This window comes from Streptomyces taklimakanensis, from assembly GCF_009709575.1.
Classification (GTDB): Bacteria; Actinomycetota; Actinomycetes; order Streptomycetales; family Streptomycetaceae; genus Streptomyces; species Streptomyces taklimakanensis.
The window spans coordinates 2,473,260-2,489,680 of record NZ_WIXO01000001.1 but is presented as its reverse complement, the minus strand read 5'-3'; the positions used below and the strand labels follow the sequence as shown (position 1 = coordinate 2,489,680).

The 16,421-nt window shown below is 74.4% G+C and carries 14 protein-coding genes and 1 pseudogene; 8 read left to right on the top strand and 7 right to left on the bottom strand.

What is annotated here, in order from left to right:
* Nucleotides 1-125: 125 nt before the first annotated feature.
* Nucleotides 126-509 carry a cold shock domain-containing protein gene (locus F0L17_RS28050; RefSeq protein ID WP_162466047.1) on the top strand — a complete coding sequence of 128 codons (384 nt, stop codon included), beginning with the start codon at nucleotides 126-128 and terminating at the stop codon, nucleotides 507-509.
* A gap of 71 nt (nucleotides 510-580) precedes the next feature.
* On the opposite strand, the gene F0L17_RS10730 is transcribed toward F0L17_RS28050, so the two are convergent.
* The 4 genes from F0L17_RS10730 to F0L17_RS10715 are packed head-to-tail and all read right to left on the bottom strand — an operon-like array spanning nucleotide 581 to nucleotide 4,290.
* A complete protein-coding gene (locus F0L17_RS10730; RefSeq protein ID WP_155070899.1) occupies nucleotides 581-1,513 on the bottom strand; it encodes a 1,4-dihydroxy-6-naphtoate synthase in 933 nt (310 codons plus the stop codon).
* Nucleotides 1,500-2,168, bottom strand: a complete 669-nt coding sequence (locus tag F0L17_RS10725; protein WP_162466791.1) for a futalosine hydrolase — start codon at nucleotides 2,166-2,168, stop codon at nucleotides 1,500-1,502. The genes F0L17_RS10730 and F0L17_RS10725 overlap by 14 nt, the downstream gene beginning before the upstream one ends.
* Before the next feature lie 20 nt (nucleotides 2,169-2,188).
* Nucleotides 2,189-2,674: a DUF2771 domain-containing protein gene (locus tag F0L17_RS10720; protein WP_155070898.1), complete on the bottom strand. Its 486-nt coding sequence runs from the start codon at nucleotides 2,672-2,674 to the stop codon at nucleotides 2,189-2,191.
* Between the two features lie 26 nt (nucleotides 2,675-2,700).
* A complete protein-coding gene (locus F0L17_RS10715; RefSeq protein ID WP_162466046.1) occupies nucleotides 2,701-4,290 on the bottom strand; it encodes an MFS transporter in 1,590 nt (529 codons plus the stop codon).
* Between the two features lie 247 nt (nucleotides 4,291-4,537).
* Between F0L17_RS10715 and F0L17_RS10710 the strand changes: the two genes are divergently transcribed.
* Nucleotides 4,538-5,434 (top strand): DUF3027 domain-containing protein, encoded by an 897-nt coding sequence (locus F0L17_RS10710; protein WP_155073461.1) that lies wholly within the window; start codon nucleotides 4,538-4,540, stop codon nucleotides 5,432-5,434.
* Nucleotides 5,435-5,966: 532 nt separating this feature from the next.
* The gene (locus F0L17_RS10705; RefSeq protein ID WP_338018035.1) at nucleotides 5,967-9,158 is read left to right on the top strand and encodes a sacsin N-terminal ATP-binding-like domain-containing protein; all 3,192 of its coding nucleotides are present in this window, start codon (nucleotides 5,967-5,969) and stop codon (nucleotides 9,156-9,158) included.
* A gap of 108 nt (nucleotides 9,159-9,266) precedes the next feature.
* On the opposite strand, the gene F0L17_RS10700 is transcribed toward F0L17_RS10705, so the two are convergent.
* On the bottom strand, nucleotides 9,267-9,806 hold the full coding sequence (locus F0L17_RS10700; protein WP_155070897.1) for an NUDIX domain-containing protein: 540 nt from the start codon (nucleotides 9,804-9,806) through the stop codon (nucleotides 9,267-9,269).
* A 152-nt stretch (nucleotides 9,807-9,958) separates the two neighbouring features.
* Between F0L17_RS10700 and F0L17_RS10695 the strand changes: the two are divergent.
* Nucleotides 9,959-10,366: pseudogene (locus tag F0L17_RS10695) on the top strand (NUDIX hydrolase); the annotation flags it as partial.
* Nucleotides 10,367-10,562: 196 nt separating this feature from the next.
* Here the strand turns inward: F0L17_RS10695 and F0L17_RS10690 are convergent.
* Nucleotides 10,563-11,285, bottom strand: a complete 723-nt coding sequence (locus F0L17_RS10690; RefSeq protein WP_155070895.1) for a type 1 glutamine amidotransferase family protein — start codon at nucleotides 11,283-11,285, stop codon at nucleotides 10,563-10,565.
* Nucleotides 11,286-11,513: 228 nt separating this feature from the next.
* Between F0L17_RS10690 and F0L17_RS10685 the strand changes: the two genes are divergently transcribed.
* Nucleotides 11,514-11,846, top strand: a complete 333-nt coding sequence (locus F0L17_RS10685) for a hypothetical protein (RefSeq protein ID WP_155070894.1) — start codon at nucleotides 11,514-11,516, stop codon at nucleotides 11,844-11,846.
* A 90-nt stretch (nucleotides 11,847-11,936) separates the two neighbouring features.
* Here the strand turns inward: F0L17_RS10685 and F0L17_RS10680 are convergent, their stop codons facing one another.
* Nucleotides 11,937-12,266, bottom strand: coding sequence for a DUF2530 domain-containing protein (locus F0L17_RS10680; RefSeq protein WP_155070893.1), 330 nt, complete (start codon nucleotides 12,264-12,266; stop codon nucleotides 11,937-11,939).
* A gap of 293 nt (nucleotides 12,267-12,559) precedes the next feature.
* Between F0L17_RS10680 and F0L17_RS10675 the strand changes: the two genes are divergently transcribed.
* The 3 genes from F0L17_RS10675 (at nucleotide 12,560) to F0L17_RS10665 (ending at nucleotide 16,404) form a co-directional block, all read left to right on the top strand.
* Nucleotides 12,560-14,041, top strand: coding sequence for an NCS2 family permease (locus tag F0L17_RS10675; protein WP_155070892.1), 1,482 nt, complete (start codon nucleotides 12,560-12,562; stop codon nucleotides 14,039-14,041).
* Between the two features lie 294 nt (nucleotides 14,042-14,335).
* Nucleotides 14,336-14,773, top strand: a complete 438-nt coding sequence (locus tag F0L17_RS10670) for a MarR family winged helix-turn-helix transcriptional regulator (RefSeq protein WP_155070891.1) — start codon at nucleotides 14,336-14,338, stop codon at nucleotides 14,771-14,773.
* A 32-nt stretch (nucleotides 14,774-14,805) separates the two neighbouring features.
* A complete protein-coding gene (locus F0L17_RS10665) occupies nucleotides 14,806-16,404 on the top strand; it encodes an MFS transporter (protein WP_155070890.1) in 1,599 nt (532 codons plus the stop codon).
* The last annotated feature ends 17 nt before the right edge of the window (nucleotides 16,405-16,421 follow it).

Genomic DNA, 16,421 nt, shown 5'->3' with positions numbered 1-16,421 from the left:
GGGGCGTGGACCATTAATCTTGTTGCCGGCGGGTCGTGCGGCCCGCCGAAGTCTTATTCAGAGCCGTTGTTTTTTCAAGAAGTCGTAGCCCGGTCATCCGGACGAGTTCGAGGACGAGGACAGACGTGCCTACCGGCAAGGTCAAGTGGTTCAACAGTGAGAAGGGTTTCGGCTTCCTCTCCCGCGATGACGGCGGTGACGTCTTCGTGCATTCTTCGGTGCTCCCGGACGGGGTCACCACGTTGCGGCCCGGCCAGCGCGTCGAGTTCGGTGTCGTCGCGGGGCAGCGCGGTGACCAGGCGCTCTCGGTCACGCTGCTGGATCCGACGCCGTCGGTGGCCGCGGCCCAGCGGCGCAAGCCGGACGAACTGGCCTCGATCGTGCAGGACCTCACCACCCTGCTGGACGGGGTGGCGCAGCAACTGGAGCGGGGCCGCTACCCCGACCGCCAGCACGGCCACAAGATCGCGAACATGCTCCGCGTGGTGGCCGACCAACTCGACGTCTGACCCCGAGGCCCGGGAGCGGTGGCGGCGCGCGCCGCGCCGCCACCCGCGGACGCCGGTCCCGGGCGTCGATCTCACACGAAGTCCAGCGCACCCCGGCCGAGGGGCGGCACCAGCCCCTCGGCCGCGGCCCGTGTGAGGAGCTCGCGCACCGCCGCGTAGCCGCTCTCGCCCAGGTCGGCGGTGAACTCGTTGACGTACAGGCCGATGTGCCGGTCCGCGACCGACGGGTCCATCTCCTGGGCGTGCTCCAGCACGTACGAACGGGACGCCTCCGGAGCGTCCCAGGCCATCCGCACCGAGGCGCGGGCGGCGTCGGCGAGCCTTTGCAGCCGCTCGGTCCCCAGGGAGCGCCGGGCGATGATCGCGCCCAGCGGGATCGGCAGCCCGGTGCGGGACTCCCAGTGCTCGCCCATGTCGGCCAGCCGGTGGAGCCCGTAGTCCTGGTAGGTGAAGCGCGCCTCGTGGATGACCAGTCCGGCGTCCACGGCCCCGTCGCGCACGGCCGGCATGATCTCGTGGAACGGCATCACGGTGATCTTCCCGACCCCGCCGGGCACCTCCTCGGCCGCCCAGAGCCGGAACAGCAGGTACGCCGTCGAACGCTCGCCGGGCACCGCCACCGTCGCGCCGCGCAGGTCGGCCCCCGTGCCCGGCTCGCGGGTGAGCACCAACGGGCCGCAGCCGCGGCCCAGCGCACCGCCGCACGGCAGCAGCGCGTACTCCTCCAGCACCCACGGCAGCACCGCGTAGGAGACCTTGAGGACGTCCAGCTCGCCGCGCTCGGCCATGCCGTTGGTGACGTCGATGTCCGCGAACGTCACGTCCAGCGGCGGCGCGCTCGGCACCAGGCCGTGCGCCCAGGCGTGGAAGACGAAGGTGTCGTTGGGGCAGGGGGAATAGGCGATCCGCAGCCGCTCGCCGGGCTCGCCGTCCCCGCCCCGCCCGGCCGTGACGGTCGTGCCGTCGGGGCCTTCGGGACCTTCGGGGGCGTCAGTGCCGTTCATCGGAATGCTCCCTCCAACCGTCCAGTACGGGCACGATGGCGCCGAAGGCCACCCCCAGTGCGGTGAGCGCCTCCGGAATCCGCCAGGCGTCCCGGTCGCGCGGACCGACCGCGTTGGAGACCGCGCGGACCTCCAACACGGGAACACCACAGACCGCCGCGGCCTCCGCGACGCCGAACCCCTCCATCGCCTCGACCAGCGCGCCCGGATGGAGCCGCGCCAGCAGCGCGGCGCGCTCGGCGGTGCCGGTGGCCGTGGAGACCGTCAGCACCGGGCCCAGCGCCGCGCCGGCCGCCTCGGCGGCGGCCCGTGCCAGGGCCCGGGGCGGATGGTGGACGGCCGTGCCGAAGCCCAGCTCGGCCAGGGAGGCGAAGGGCACGGACCCGCCGGGCGTCTCGGAGCCCAGGTCGGCGGCGACGATCTCGGAGGCGACGGCCACCGAGCCGACGGGCGCCGCCGGGGCGAAACCACCGCCGATGCCCGCCGAGACCACCAGCCCGTAGGGACGGCCCCGCGCCGCCTCCCGCGCCAACACGGCGGCGGTGCGGGCCGCCGCGGCGGCGGGACCGGCGCCGGAGACGAGCACGTCCGCCGCGCCCGCGCCCGCCACCGCGTCCCGCTCGGCGGACACGGCGGTGACGACCAGGGTGCGCACGGCGGCGGACGGGGCGGACGTCAGCCCTCGCTCGCCTTCTTCAGCTCGAAGTTCCACACCCCGTGGTACTCGCTGCCGTCGTACTCGACGATGCTGAGCTGGGCGGACTTCGACTCGCCGTCGCGGAAGAAGGCGTCGCCCGAGAAGCTGCGGTAGGTCTTGCCGATCTTGTCGGTGACCGCCGGCTGGCCGTCGAGGAACAGCACCCAGCCCTCCTCCGCGATCTCGGGATCGACACCGATGCGCAGCAGGTCGCCCTCGTCGACCGTGATGGAGGTGTCGGTCTCCTCCTCGGCGCAGGAGAGGACCTTCTCCTGCGAGATCGTCGCGCCGTCCTCGTAGCAGGCCGCTTCGGTGGACACGCTGTCGGAGCCGACGGTCACGGTCGCGCGGGGAGTCGGCTTCTCACAGGCGGAGAGGGCGACGAGCCCGAGGGTGGCCGCACCGATGGCTACGGCAGTGCGGATCGTGCGGCTGCCCTTGCCCCGGGAGATCGTGTGGGTCATAGCGGCAGGCTACCCGGAGGCCCGACTCAGGCGACGCGCGGGTGGGGCGTGCCGTGACGCGCGGCGGACAACAGGGGCCGAACGGTGGCGAACGCCCCCGCCGCCACGACCAGCCCGGCCACCGCCATGCCGACCGGCCCGATCAGCGGCAGCGCGATCCCGACGGCACCGCCGACCACCCACGACATCTGCATCAGCGTCTCGGAGCGGGCGAAGGCGGAGGTGCGCACCAACTCCGGCACGTCCCGCTGGATCAACGCGTCCAGGGAGAGCTTGCCCAGCGCCTGCGCGAGTCCGGCGGTCGCCGCGACGACGGGCACGGTGACCGTGCCGTAGAGGACGGCCGCCACCACCGTCGCGGTCAGCGCCAGCCCCAGGACGGACGCGATGATCAGCTCCGGCCCGCGATCCCGCAGCCAGGCGCCCAGCGCCGTGCCCAGCGCGTTGCCACCGCCCGCGGCGACGGCGACGAGTCCGAGCGAGAACACGGCGTCCAGCCCGTCGAGGGGGTGCTCGCGCAACATGAAGGCGAGGAAGAAGGTGAGGAAGCCCGACAGGGCGCGCAGGGACGAGTTGGCGATCAGGGCGTTGAGCACCGAGGCGCCGACGGTGCGCAGACCCGGCCGCCGTGGCCTGCCGTCCCCCTTCGCGCTCGGGCCGGCGGCCGGCGCGGGCGTCGGTGTCTCCGTCGGTGTCTCCGTCGGTGTCTCCGCCGGTGTCTCCGCCGGTGTGCCGGTCGGTGGCCCGTCCCGCTCGGAGCTCCGGCCACCGTCCGGCCCGGTGCCGGACGCCCCGGGGACGCCCGTGCCGTCGCCGGCGCCCCCGTCGCCCTCCCCGACGCCGTTCTCCTCCGCCGCCCTCGCGCGCTCGGCCTCGTAGGCGATCAGCAGGGCCCTGCGCTCCCCCTTGGCGGAGTCCACCGTGTGGGGGAGCGAGAAGGACAGGAACGTCCCCACGACGAAGACCGCGAACGCCCCGTACAGCGGCCAGGTCGGGCCCAGCCGATGCAGCCCGGCGCCGATCGGCGCCGCCGCCCCGGTGGCCAGCAGCCCGGCGAGCGTCACCCGTGAGTTCGCCTTCACCAGGGAGATCCGGTGGGGCAGCAGCCGTGGCACCACCGCCGACCGCACCACCCCGTACGCCTTGGACGCCACCAGTACGCCCAGCGCGGCCGGATACAGCTCCAGGCTGCCGGTGGTCACCGCCCCGGCCATGCTCAGCGCGAGCAGCGCGCGGCCCAGCATCGACCCGGCCATCGCGGCGCGCCGGCCGTGCGGGACGCGGTCCAGCAGCGGCCCGATGATCGGGGCGAGCAGCGCGAAGGGGGCCAGGGTGACGGCCAGGTAGAGGGCGACCCGTCCGCGTGCCTCGCCGGTGGGGACGGAGAAGAAGATGGTGGACGCCAGGGCGACGGTGATCAGCATGTCGCCCGCCGAGTTGACGGCGTGCAGCTCGATCAGCTTGCCCAGCCCCGACTCGCCCGCGCCCTGCGCGTGAGTGGCCTTCCGGATCCGCCTGCCCAGTGCGCGGGGAGGCGCGTGTACGGCGCGGGCGATCGCCCGCGCCGTCCGTCGGAACCGGCCCCCTTCCTCCGGGGACGCCCTGAAGGCTGTCACGTCGCCAGTGTGCCCCACCGACGCTCGTCTACCCCGGAGCCTTTCGATCGGTTGAAGACGCGACGGTCGGGGGCGGACGCTCGTGGGGTAGCGTGGAGGGATGGTGCGCTCCGCCCGGTGAGGCCGTTGGGGTCCGGACGTCGCAGCGGTCCCCCGGTCCGCTCCGTCCTCACCCGTCCTTCCCGGGCGCACTGCAGGCGCACCCGCGAAACGGCGTAGGAGAGAATCGATTCTTGTGAGTGCTGCGATGCGAGGCCGTACCCCTGACCGCCTGTGCGCCGAGGCGGTCGAGTTGGCTCGGGAGGCGGCACGGGAGGCCGCCCGCCCCGGCAGGATCGGCGACCACCTGGGAGCCGTCGCCGAGGGGGACCGCGTCGTCACGCACTTCTTCGAGTGCCTGGAGCCCGGCTACCGCGGCTGGCGCTGGGCCGCCACCGTCGCACGGGCCTCGCGGGCACGGGTGGTGACGGTCGACGAGACCGTCCTGCTGCCCGGCCCCGACGCGCTGCTCGCCCCCGAATGGGTGCCCTGGAGCGAACGGCTGCGCCCCGGCGACCTGGGCCCCGGCGACCTGCTGCCCACCGAGGCGGACGACCCCCGTCTGGAGCCGGGCCACACCGGCGGCGGCGACCCCTCGCCGCACTCGGCGATCGTGGAGGCGGCCTGGGAGGAGGCCGGGGCCGAGGGCCCGGCGGAGGCCGAGGACGCGGACATCTCCACCAACGAGCCCGGCGAGTTCCCCGGCGCCCCGGCGCGCGGCAGCATCGCGGCGGTCGTCGAGGAGATCGGCATGGGCCGCCCCCGGGTCCTCTCCCGCCAGGGCCTGCACGACGCCGCCGACCGCTGGGAGGAGGAGTTCGGCCCCCGCACCCCCGTGGCGCAGGCCGCCCCCGCCTCCTGTGAGAGCTGTGGCTTCCTCGTTCCGATGGCCGGTTCACTGCGTCAGGCGTTCGGGGTGTGCGCCAACGAGTTCTCCCCGGCCGACGGCCGCGTGGTCTCCCTCGCCTTCGGCTGCGGCGCCCACTCGGAGGCCGCTGTCATGCCCAGGACGCCCCGCCCGGCCCCGCCGGTGATCGACGAGACGCGGGTGGACGAACTGCCGCTGGGCGACGGCGGCGAGGCGCCGGAGACTCCCGGCGCGTAGCGGCGCGAGGCCGCGCTCCGCCGCCTCCCGCGGCCAGGAGACGGTCCCGTCACAGCAGTACCCCACCGGAACGGCGGTCGTCCCCGAGGCGTGCCGCGTCCCGTCACCGCCCGTCCGACACCGGTGGACGTCGAAGAGGGGACGCACCGCGAGACGGCCGCCCTCCCCCGTCCGGCACCTCGTGGGACGCGGCCGTGGGGAGCGACCTGCTCCGGCTGCCGACCGCTCCCTCGAAGAGGCCGAGGGGTGACGTCCCCCCCCCGGCCGAGTGGGAGCCCTCGACCGTTGCCCCACCCCGACCTCGTCCGTGACGTCTTCGGGACCACCCCGGTGCCGTCGGGCGGCAGCCGGCGCCACAAGCGGGCTCCGGGACGGAAGAAGAGGAACGCCGGCCGTGCCACGGAGCCCGGTGTCCGGGGGCGAGGAGCGGTCCGGCGCGCACGGTGGGTCCCCGACGCAGTACCGTCGCCGCTGTAGCAGGCGGACGGCACGGGCGGGCCCGCCCGGTGGTGTTGTGGAGGAGACGAGAGACGTGAACGGCACGGTGTTGGTGCAGGGCGCGGACGACGGGGCGGACCCCTTCGACACCGCGCGGCTGCGCCGGGGCGTACTCGACGCCTGGGCGGCGTCCCCCGCCCGTTTCCGGGAGGACGCCAACGCCGAGGAGGACCTGGCGCTGGGTGGCTACCGCGACCGGCTGGTGGTCGAGCTGGCCCAGAACGCCGCCGACGCGGCCGCCCGCGCCGGGGTGCCCGGCCGGTTGCGGCTCACCCTGCGCGACCGGGTGCTCGTCGCCGCCAACACCGGGGCGCCCCTGGACGCGGCGGGTGTGGAGTCCCTGTCCACCCTGCGTGCCTCCGCCAAGCGCGACGACGCGGCGGGAGGCGGCCCCCAGGCGAGGCCCGTCGGCCGCTTCGGTGTCGGCTTCGCCGCCGTCCTGGCCGTCAGCGACGAGCCCGCGATCGTCGGCCGCACCGGCGGTGCCCGCTGGTCGCTGGCCGAGGCCCGCGACCTGGCCGCCGAGGTCGCCGCCCACAGTCCCGAACTCGCCGACGAGCTGCGCCGCCGCGAGGGTCACGTGCCGTTGCTGCGGTTGCCGATGCCCGCCCAGGGCGGCGCCCCCCGGGGGTACGACACGGCCGTGGTGCTGCCGCTGCGCGACGCGGCGGCCGAGGAGTTGGCCGTCCGGCTGCTCACCGCCGTCGACGACGCGCTGTTGCTCACCCTCCCCGGGCTGACCGAGGTCGTGATCGAGACCGACGGCGGGGAGCGGGTCCTGACCCGCCGTGAGGACGGCCCGTACGTCACGGTCGAGGACAGCGGCTCCGAGCGCGGCGCCACCCGGTGGCGGGTGGCCTCCGACTCCGGACGCACCGACGCCGCCCTGCTCGCCGACCGGCCCGTCGAGGAGCGGCTGCGGCCGGTGTGGTCGGTCACCTGGGCCGTACCCGTCGACGCCGCCGGCGCGCCGGAGCGTCCCCGTACCGTGCCGGTCGTCCACGCCCCCACCCCCACCGACGAGCCGCTGGGTCTGCCCGCCCTGTTGATCGCCTCCTTCCCGCTGGAGCCGTCCCGCCGCCGCATCGCGCCTGGCCCGCTCACCGACTTCCTGCTGGAGCGCGCGGCCGACGCCTACACCGCCCTGCTGCGCGACTGGCACCCGGTCGGCGGCGGCACCCTCGACCTAGTCCCCGGCCGGCTGGGCAGCTCCGAACTCGACGGCGAGCTGCGCCGTCTGGTGCTGGAGCGGCTGCCGCGCATCCCGTTCCTGGCGAGCGAGGCGAGGGACGAGAACGGCGAGCCCTACGCGCTGCGTCCCACCGACGCCGAGATCGCCGAGGGCGCCGGCGCCGGGACGGTCGCGGTGCTGGCCGAACTCTTCCCCGGGCTGCTGCCCGCGGGGCAGGAGCGCCGCACCGAGCTGCGCACCCTGGAGGTCCCCCGGGTGCCGCTGGGCGAGCTGATCGACCGGCTCGCCGGCGTCGAGCGGGACCCGTCCTGGTGGCGGCGGCTGTACGACTCCCTCGCCGGCGTCGACCCCGACCGGCTCACCGGCCTGCCCGTCCCCCTCGCCGACGGGCGCACCACCATCGGCCCCCGCCAGGTGCTGCTACCGCTGCCCGACGGGGAGGACGGGACGGGCGGCGCGGTGAGCACCGAGGCCCTGGCCCGGCCCCTCACCCGGCTGGGCCTGAAGGTCGCCCACCCCGACGCCGCCCACCCCCTGCTGGAGAAGCTGGGCGCCACTCCCGCCACGCCCCGCGCGGTGCTCACCACCCCGCAGGTGCGGGCGGCGGTCGCCGCGTCGCTGGACGCCGAGGACGCCTGGTACGACGAGGAGGACGACGGCGGCCCCCTCGACCCCGAGGAGTTGGCCGAGACCGTCCTCGCCCTCGTCCGCGACGCGCGGCTCGCCCCCGGCGACGAGCCGTGGCTCGGCGCGCTCGCCCTGCCCGACGAGGACGGCGAACTCGTCCCCGCCGCCGAACTGGTCCTGCCGGGCAGCGCCTTCGCGGACGTCATCCGCGAGGGCGAACTCCCCGCCTGTGACGCCGAGTTGGCCGAGCGTTGGGGCGAGGGGCCGCTCGCGGCGGTCGGGGTGCTCGCCGACTTCGCCCTCGTCCGCGCCACCGACGTCGTCCTCGACCCGGACGAGCTGGAGCCCCGCGACACCGACTACCCCGAACCCGACGACGCCGGTCTGCTGGACGCCGTGGACGTGTGGTGCGAGGACGTCCTCGACGGCCTGCCCGAGACGCCGGTCCCGCCGGTCGCCTCCGAACTGCTCGCCGTCCGCGACCTGGACCTCGTCGCCGACGACCGCTGGCCGCGGGCCCTGGCCATGCTCTCCCGGCCGCCGCTGCGCGACGCCCTCACCACCCCCGTGCGGGTCCTGCTGCCCGACGGCACCGTGGAGACCGTCCGCCCCTACACCGCCTGGTGGCTGCGCGACCACCCCGTCCTGGACGGCCGCCGCCCCGCCGGGCTGCGCGCCGCGAACGGCGACCCGCTGCTGGCCGGGCTGTACGAGGAGGCCTCCGCCACCACCGCCGACCTGGACGAGCAGGTGCTGCGCGCCCTGGGCATCCGCACCTCCGCCGCCGCCCTGCTGGACGAGCCCGGCGGCGCCTCCGAACTCCTCGGCCGCCTCGCCGACCCGGACCTGTCCGTCGACGCCGCCCAACTCCACGGCCTCTACACCCTGCTGGCCTCCCTGGACCCGGACGAGGTGACGCTCCCCGACGAACTGCGGGCCGTGGTCGACGGCGAGGTGCGGGTGGTGGACGCCGCCGACGCGCTGGTCGCCGACGCCCCCGACCTGCTGCCCCTGGCCGCCGGCCGCCCGTTGCTGCCGGTCCGCCCGGCGCTCGCCGCCGAGCTGGCCGCCGTCCTGGACGTGCGCCGCCTGAGCGACGTCCTCGGTGCCGACCTGCCCGCCCCGGCGGCCACCGACGGCGAGGTCCGCGAGGTGCCCGAGGCGGTACGGGTGCTGCTGCCCGGCGCCCCGGCCGGCTACGTCGAGCACGAGGAGCTGGTGGTCGACGGCGTGGAGCTGGACTGGCGGCTCACCCCCGACGGCACCCTGCACGCCGCCACCGTCGAGGGCGTCGCGGCGGGCCTGGCCTGGGCGGCGGGGCAGTGGCCGCGTCGCTTCGAGGCCGCCGCCCTGCTGGAGGATCCCTCCCGGGGGGACGAACTCGCCCGGGACCGCTGGTTCGACTGAGAGCGTCGGCCCGGGGGGGCGCCGGTCCGGGCCGGTCTCCCCGGGCCGGTCTCGCCCCCCGGGCCGGTCTCGCCCCGGGGAGACCGGTTGCCGCCGTCCGTGCGGCCGTCAGGCGCCCTCCGAGAGGATCGGCTCGCTCACCAGCAGAACCGCGCGGCCGGTTCGGCGGGCCTCGTCGAGGGCGGCCAGCCGCCGGTGGCCCTCGGGGGACATCAGCCGTTCCCAGGTGGCCAGGTCCTCCACGGCCCAGCGGTCGTGCTCGTCGGGGTCGAGGCGGACGGAGGCGAGTTGCTCGTCGTCCAGGACGCCGCCGTCGAAGCAGAAACCGATCTTGGCCAGTGGTGCCTCGGTCGGTTCGCCGCGGATGTAGTGCACCAGCAGCAGCGGTCCCGGCTCCGTCACGCGCAACCCGGTCTCCTCGTACGTCTCGCGCACGGCGGTCTGGTACGGGTCCTCGCCCTCGTCCAGGTTGCCGCCCGGGATCTGCCACGGCCGGTTGTTGAAGATCGACCGCATCTGCAGTGGGCGTCCGCGCACGTCGGTGAAGTACAGGCAGGCGTAGACGGTGGCCTTGGGCAGGGTGGCCAGGTAGTCCGCCCGCGCCGTCGGGAACGGGAGGCCCGCGGGCTCGTCTCTCGTGGTGGTCATGGGGAGTCCTTTCCCACGGGCGTGCCCGTAGGTGCGTGTTCCGGCCGGGCAAAGCTGTTCGGGTGTTCGACGCGGGTCGTGGGGAGGCCGGTCGCGGGACGGCGGGGACGGCGAGGATGGCGGATGAGGCGAGGACGGCGGAGGAGACGGGGATGACGGAGGCGGGACGGAAGCCGAGGATCGCGGTGGCGGTCGTGGTGCGCGACGGTCGGGTGCTGATGGTGCGTCGGCGAGTGGCCGAAGGAGCCGGGGGCGAGCTGTCGTGGCAGTTCCCGGCCGGGGAGGTCGAGCCGGGGGAGACGGCGCGGGAGGCCGCCGTACGGGAGGTGGCCGAGGAGACGGGTCTGGTGGTGCGGGCCGTCGAGCCGCTGGGGGAGCGCACGCACCCGGTGACGCGACGGTCCCTGGAGTACTGGGCGTGCGAGGTGGTCGCGGGAACGGCGAAGGTGCGAGACGCCGAGGAGTTGGACGCGCTCGCGTGGTGCGCGCGCCACGAGGTGGGGGAGCGGGTGCCGCACGGGCTGTACGGGCCGGTCCGGCGCCACCTGGAGGGAACGCTCACCGACCTCCGACAGGGCCGCCCCGCGCCCGTCGGAGACGACCGGCGCCGGGCCGGACCCGTGTCCGGGGAGGACGGGGCGGGGCCGGGGCTGGGCCGGAGCCGGTGATGTCGCGAGGGAGCGTCCTCGTCCGGCAGGGGGGCGGGACCCGTCCACCGCCTCCGGTTCTCCGCCGGCGCCCGCGGACCGCCGCGCGTCAGATGGTGAACTCCTCGCCCGCGCCGTACGTCCGCACCACCACGTCCCCGGTCGCGTTCCCCGTCCGCACCGTGTACGCCCGGCCCCGGCCCGACACCCGGGCCCGGTGGCCGTCCACGGTCAGCAGGGTGTCCTCGTCGAGGGCCACACCGCGTCCGGCGCGGCCCCGCGTCACGACCTCGACCAGCCGGGAGAGCGTCCCGGTCCGGGCGGCGCGCGTCTCGACGGCGCCGGGCAGGAGGCCGAGGCCGGGGCGTACGTCGATCTCCTCCAGGCCGTCGGCGGCGGCGTCCGGACAGACGGGGATCCCGTCGGCGAGCCGGCCGCCGACGATCGCGTGTTCGGCGGCGAGCGACGCCCCCGAGGAGAAACCCGCGTAGGGCATGCCGCGCATGACCCGCAGGGTGACGGTGTCGAGGACGTCGGCCAGCGCGTCGTGGTACGCGGCGGCGGGGCCGTCGCCGACCCACAGGGCGTCGGCGCCGTCCAGGACGGACGGGTCGAACGTCCCGCCGACCGGTACCAGGACCGGTTCCGGCGTGCAGTTCGGGGCCGCGGCGCGCAGGGCGGCCTCGATCCGGGCGAAGTGTTCGGTGCCCCGGCCCCCGTCGATCAGCAGGCAGGCGACGGTGGGGGCGGTCCCGGCCTCGGCGAGGAACGGTCCGTGGACCGTGGCGGCAGCCTCCTCGTTCCGACCTCCGCCGATCAGGTGGATGCTCATGGTGCCCGTTTCTCCCAGGGGGGTGGTGCGGCCCGGACGGTAACAACGCGTCCGTCGGGCGCGCGAAGGGTTTTGCCTCGCGGCTGCCCACCCCGTGTCGCTTGAGTCCCCGCCGATCGGGAAGAGCACCCCCACGAGCGCGGCGGTGGCGGTGGCGGTGGCGGTGCCCGACCTCGGAAGTCCCTCAACCCGGTGGTGCGGGGACGCCCCGGCGCGGACGATGTCCCCATGTTCGGCGACGGGAAGCGCAAGAAGACGGAAGCGGTCATCGTCCTGCGGGACTCCGGGGAGGTCCTCGCGGCACTGGAGCGGGCCCTGGACGGGGCGAGCCCGGAGGACAGGCCCGGGCTGGAGCGGGCCCTGCGGACCGCTCGCGGGGCGGCGGAGACGGCCGACGACACGCGGGTGCGGGCCCGGTGGACGCTCGGAAGGCTGGAGGCGGTCGGCTTCACCGGTCCGCTGGATTCGGTGCGCGCGGTCAAGGCGCTGCGCGAGGCCGAGCCGTCCCTGAGCCTGGCGACGGCGGTGGCGCTGACGAAGGAGGCGCACGCGGCCCTCTGACGCTCGCCGCGTCCGGCGGCCCCGGGCGGCCGAAGGCGCGTACCCGCGCGTGACGCGTCCGGCCCGGGGCAGGGGGCCCGGCCGGGCGCGTCAGTCGGTGGTGGCGGGGTCGTCCTCTGGCTTCCGCCCGTTCCGTTCCGACCCGTCGCCGCGCTCGGTCTCCGCCGCGAGCCGGGTCCGACGCAGGGCCGCCTCGCGGCGGCGGGTGTACCAGATGCCGTACAGGCCCAGCACGCCGCCGGCCAGGCAGGTCCACAGCCACCAGGTGCGGTCGTGGTCGACGAACCAGCCGTAGAAGGGGAGTTGGACCAGGAAGAGCGTGAACCAGATGACCGTGCCGCCGACGACGGTGGCGACCACGTTGCCCTCCAGGGGGGCGGGCGCTTCGCGCTCGCCGCTCGTCCACCTGTTCAGGCCCATCGCCGGCTCCTTCGGTCCCGTCACCCCGTCGCCCGTCTCTCCGTGGCGTTCCGGACCAGCGTAACCAGGGGGGACGGGCGCGCCGAGCGGGGCGTGGCATCCGGGTCGCGGGGCGGCGGGCCCGTGGTGGGGCGTGGCGTGTGGGGAGACTCACGGCGGAACGGGAGCGGTGGCGGGTCGTGGGAATGGCTTTTCCCGTCATGGTGCGTTCATACTGAAAACATCTTGGGTTCGTCGGGTTCTGTTCGTAGGAACCTCCAAGAGTTCCCCCTACCGCTCAGTGAAGGTCACGCATGTCCGCTCCGGTCACCGACACCACGGCCACGTCCGGCATCCACGGCAAGGACCCCGGAAACCCGCCGCCCGGAGGCGGCCTGGACCGCTTCTTCAAGATCTCCGAACGAGGTTCGACGGTCGGCCGCGAACTGCGCGGTGGGTTGGCCACCTTCTTCGCGATGGCCTACATCGTCGTGCTGAACCCGATCATCCTCGGCGCCGGCCAGGACAAGTTCGGCCAACAACTCGACAACGCCCAGCTCGTCACCGCCACCGCGTTGATGGCCGGTCTGACCACCCTCCTGATGGGCGTCATCGGCAACGTGCCCATCGCCCTGGCCGCCGGACTGGGCATCAACGCCGTGGTCTCCCTCCAGCTCGCGCCGCAGATGAGCTGGCCGGACGCGATGGGCATGGTGGTCCTGGCGGGGCTGGTGCTGATGCTGCTGGTCGCCTCCGGGCTGCGCGAGCGCGTCATGGACGCCATTCCCGGCGGGCTTCGACGGGCCATCGCGATCGGCATCGGCCTGTTCATCACCCTCATCGGCCTGGTGGACTCCGGGTTCGTCACCCGCAACCCCGACGCCGCCCACACCACCGTGCCCCTGGGCCTCGGCCAGGGCGGCCATCTGACGGGCTGGCCGGTGCTGGTCTTCGTCCTCGGTCTGGCGCTGACGTTCGTGCTGGTCGTGCGGGGGGTCAAGGGCGCGATCCTGATCAGCATCGCCACGATGACCGTCGTGGCGGTGGTGATCAACGCGATCGCCGCGATCCCGGACTCCGCCTGGGGCCTGGCCGTGCCCAACGTGCCCGAGAAGATCGTCAGCACCCCCGACTTCGGACTGATCGGCGAGGTCAGCCTCTTCGGCGGCTTCGAGGAGGTCGGGCTGCTGACCGGTTCCCTGTTCGTCTTCACGGTGCTGCTGTCCGGCTTCTTCGACGCGATGGGCACGATCATCGGCGTCGGCCACGAGGCGAAGCTGACCGACGACAAGGGTCGGCTCCCGGGCATGGGCCGCATCCTGATGGTGGACGGTCTCGGCGTCGCGGGCGGCGGCGTCGGTTCCTGCTCGGCCACCACCTGCTTCGTGGAGTCCACCGCCGGTGTCGGTGAGGGCGCCCGTACCGGTCTGGCCAACATCATGACCGGAGCGCTGTTCCTGCTGGCGCTGGTCTTCACCCCGCTGGCCACCGTGGTGCCGTCGCACGCCGCCACCCCGGCGCTGGTCGTGGTCGGCTTCCTGATCATGGCCTCGAACGTGCGGGAGATCGACTGGAGCGACCGGACCGTCGCGATCCCGGCGTTCCTGACCCTGATCTCGATGCCGTTCACCTACAGCATCACCAACGGCATCGGCATCGGCGTGCTGTCCTACATCCTGCTGCGCGCCGCCACCGGACGCTTCCGCGAGATCCCGTGGCTGCTGAACGCGGTGGGCGCCTGCTTCCTCGTCTACTTCCTGCTCGACCCGATCCAGCAGGTCCTGGGCATCGGCTGACCCGGGGCGTCCACCGCCGGCACGGAACCGACTCGAACGAGCGCCCGGACCATTCGGTCCGGGCGCTCGTTCCGTGTGTCGCGGCGTGCGGGGAGGGCCGTTCGAGTGGGGTGCCGGCCGTCCGTAGGCTGAGCGCTTTCGATTCCGTGGGTTTCGTCAGGACGCGGTCTCGGGGTAGGCGGGGGCAGTGTGTCGTTCGTCGTACGGGCGCGCCCGTACGGGTGATGAAGGACACTCCGCCACCGCCTGCCTCACACTGGTCCTTAGACTAGGTAATGAGTTAGGCTAATGAACATGCCGGATCTGTCCCGGGGCGAGGACGCCGAAGCGGTCAACGCCCTCCGTTCCGCCACGATGCGTCTCGCGCGCCGCCTGAAGCACCAGCGGGTCGACGAGTCGCTGAGCCCGGCCGAGATGTCGGTCCTCGGCACTCTCGCCCGCTGCGGCTCGGCCACCCCCGGCGAGCTGGCGCGCAAGGAACACGTCCAGCCGCCCTCGATGACCCGCATCGTGGCGATGCTGGAGGCCAAGGGCCTCGTCCGGCTGGAGCCGCATCCGGAGGACCGCCGGCAGAAGGTGGTCACCCAGACCGAGCAGGCCGAGGCGATGCTCGCCGCCAGCCGCACCAAGCGGAACGCCTGGCTGGCCGAGCTCGCGGGCCGGCTCGACGAGGACGAGTGGGCGCGACTGCGCGCCGCCGCCCCCGTCCTGGAGAAGCTCGCGCAACTGTAGAAGGAGTCGCACCACAAGGAGGCGAACACCACTTGAGTTCGGGACACGGAGCACACTCCGCACCCGCACCTGACGGCAACGACACCAACACCCACGCCGCCGCCCCCGAGGCCGAGGCCACGGCCAAGCCCTCGATGTTCAGCTCGTTGCGGATCCGCAACTACCGGCTGTTCGCCATGGGGCAGCTCGTCTCCAACACCGGCACCTGGATGCAGCGCATCGCCCAGGACTGGCTGGTCCTCAGCCTCACCGGCTCCGCGACGGCCGTGGGCGTCACCACCGCGCTGCAGTTCCTGCCCATGCTGCTCCTCGGGCTCTACGGCGGCGTCATCGCCGACCGCTACCCCAAGCGCAGGCTGCTGCTGATCACCCAGATCGCGATGGGCCTCACCGGCCTGGCGCTGGCCGCCCTCACCCTCAGCGGCCACGTCCAGGTCTGGCACGTCTACGCCCTCGCGCTCGTCCTGGGCATGGCGACGGTCGTCGACAACCCCGCGCGGCAGACCTTCGTCTCGGAGATGGTCGGTCCCGAACAGCTCCCCAACGCCGTCTCCCTCAACGGCGCCAACTTCCAGTCCGCCCGGCTGGTCGGCCCGGCCGTCGCCGGCGTGCTGATCACCGCCGTGGGCAGCGGCTGGGCGTTCCTGCTCAACGGGCTGTCCTTCATCGCGCCGATCACCGGCCTGCTGATGATGCGCACCGCCGAGCTGCACACCATCGAGCGCGCCCCGCGCGCCAAGGGGCAGCTCCGTGAGGGACTGCGGTACGTGGCGAGCCGGCCCGACCTGATCTGGCCGATCACGCTCGTCGGCTTCGTCGGCACCTTCGCCTACAACTTCCCGATCTGGCTCACCGCCTTCACCGACAAGGTCTTCGAGGAGGGCGCGGGCACCTACGGCCTGCTCAACACCCTGATGGCCGTCGGCTCGGTCACCGGCGCACTGCTCGCCGCCCGGCGCGGCGTGAGCCGGATGCGGGTGATGGTCGCCGCGGCGCTGGCCTTCGGCGTGCTGGAGATGGTCGCGGCCGTCTCCCCGTCGTTCTGGCTCTTCGCCCTGCTGATGGTGCCCATCGGCGCCGTGGGCCTGACCTTCAACGTCACCGCCAACTCCACGGTGCAGCTCTCCTCCGATCCGGCGATGCGCGGCCGGGTGATGAGCCTGTACATGATGGTGTTCATGGGCGGCACCCCGATCGGTGGGCCGCTGATGGGCTGGCTCACCGACGCCCACGGGGCCCGGGTCGGCTTCCTGGCGGGCGGCGCGATCTCCGCCCTGGCCGCCGTCGCCACCGGCCTGGTGCTGGCCCGGATCGGCGGGCTGCGGCCGGGCCTCCAGCGCCGTGGGGGGCGTCGCCGTCTGGTGCTCGTCCCGGTCGCGGCACGCGACGGGGCGCGGGGGAGCATAGCCGTCCGTCCCGCTCCGGAGCCGGCCCCGGAGCAGGACCCCGCCACGGACCCGGACACCGACCGCGAGCGTGCCGCGGCGCCGGCCCGGAGCCGTGCCCCCGAGCGGAACCCGGTCGACTCCCGGCCCACCGTCCCGGTCGCCGCGCCCGCCACGGCGCCCCACCCCGCACCGGCCACCGCGCCGGGCGAGGACCGCAACCACCGGGGGGAAGTGCTCGCGTGACGGCACCGGGCCCGCGA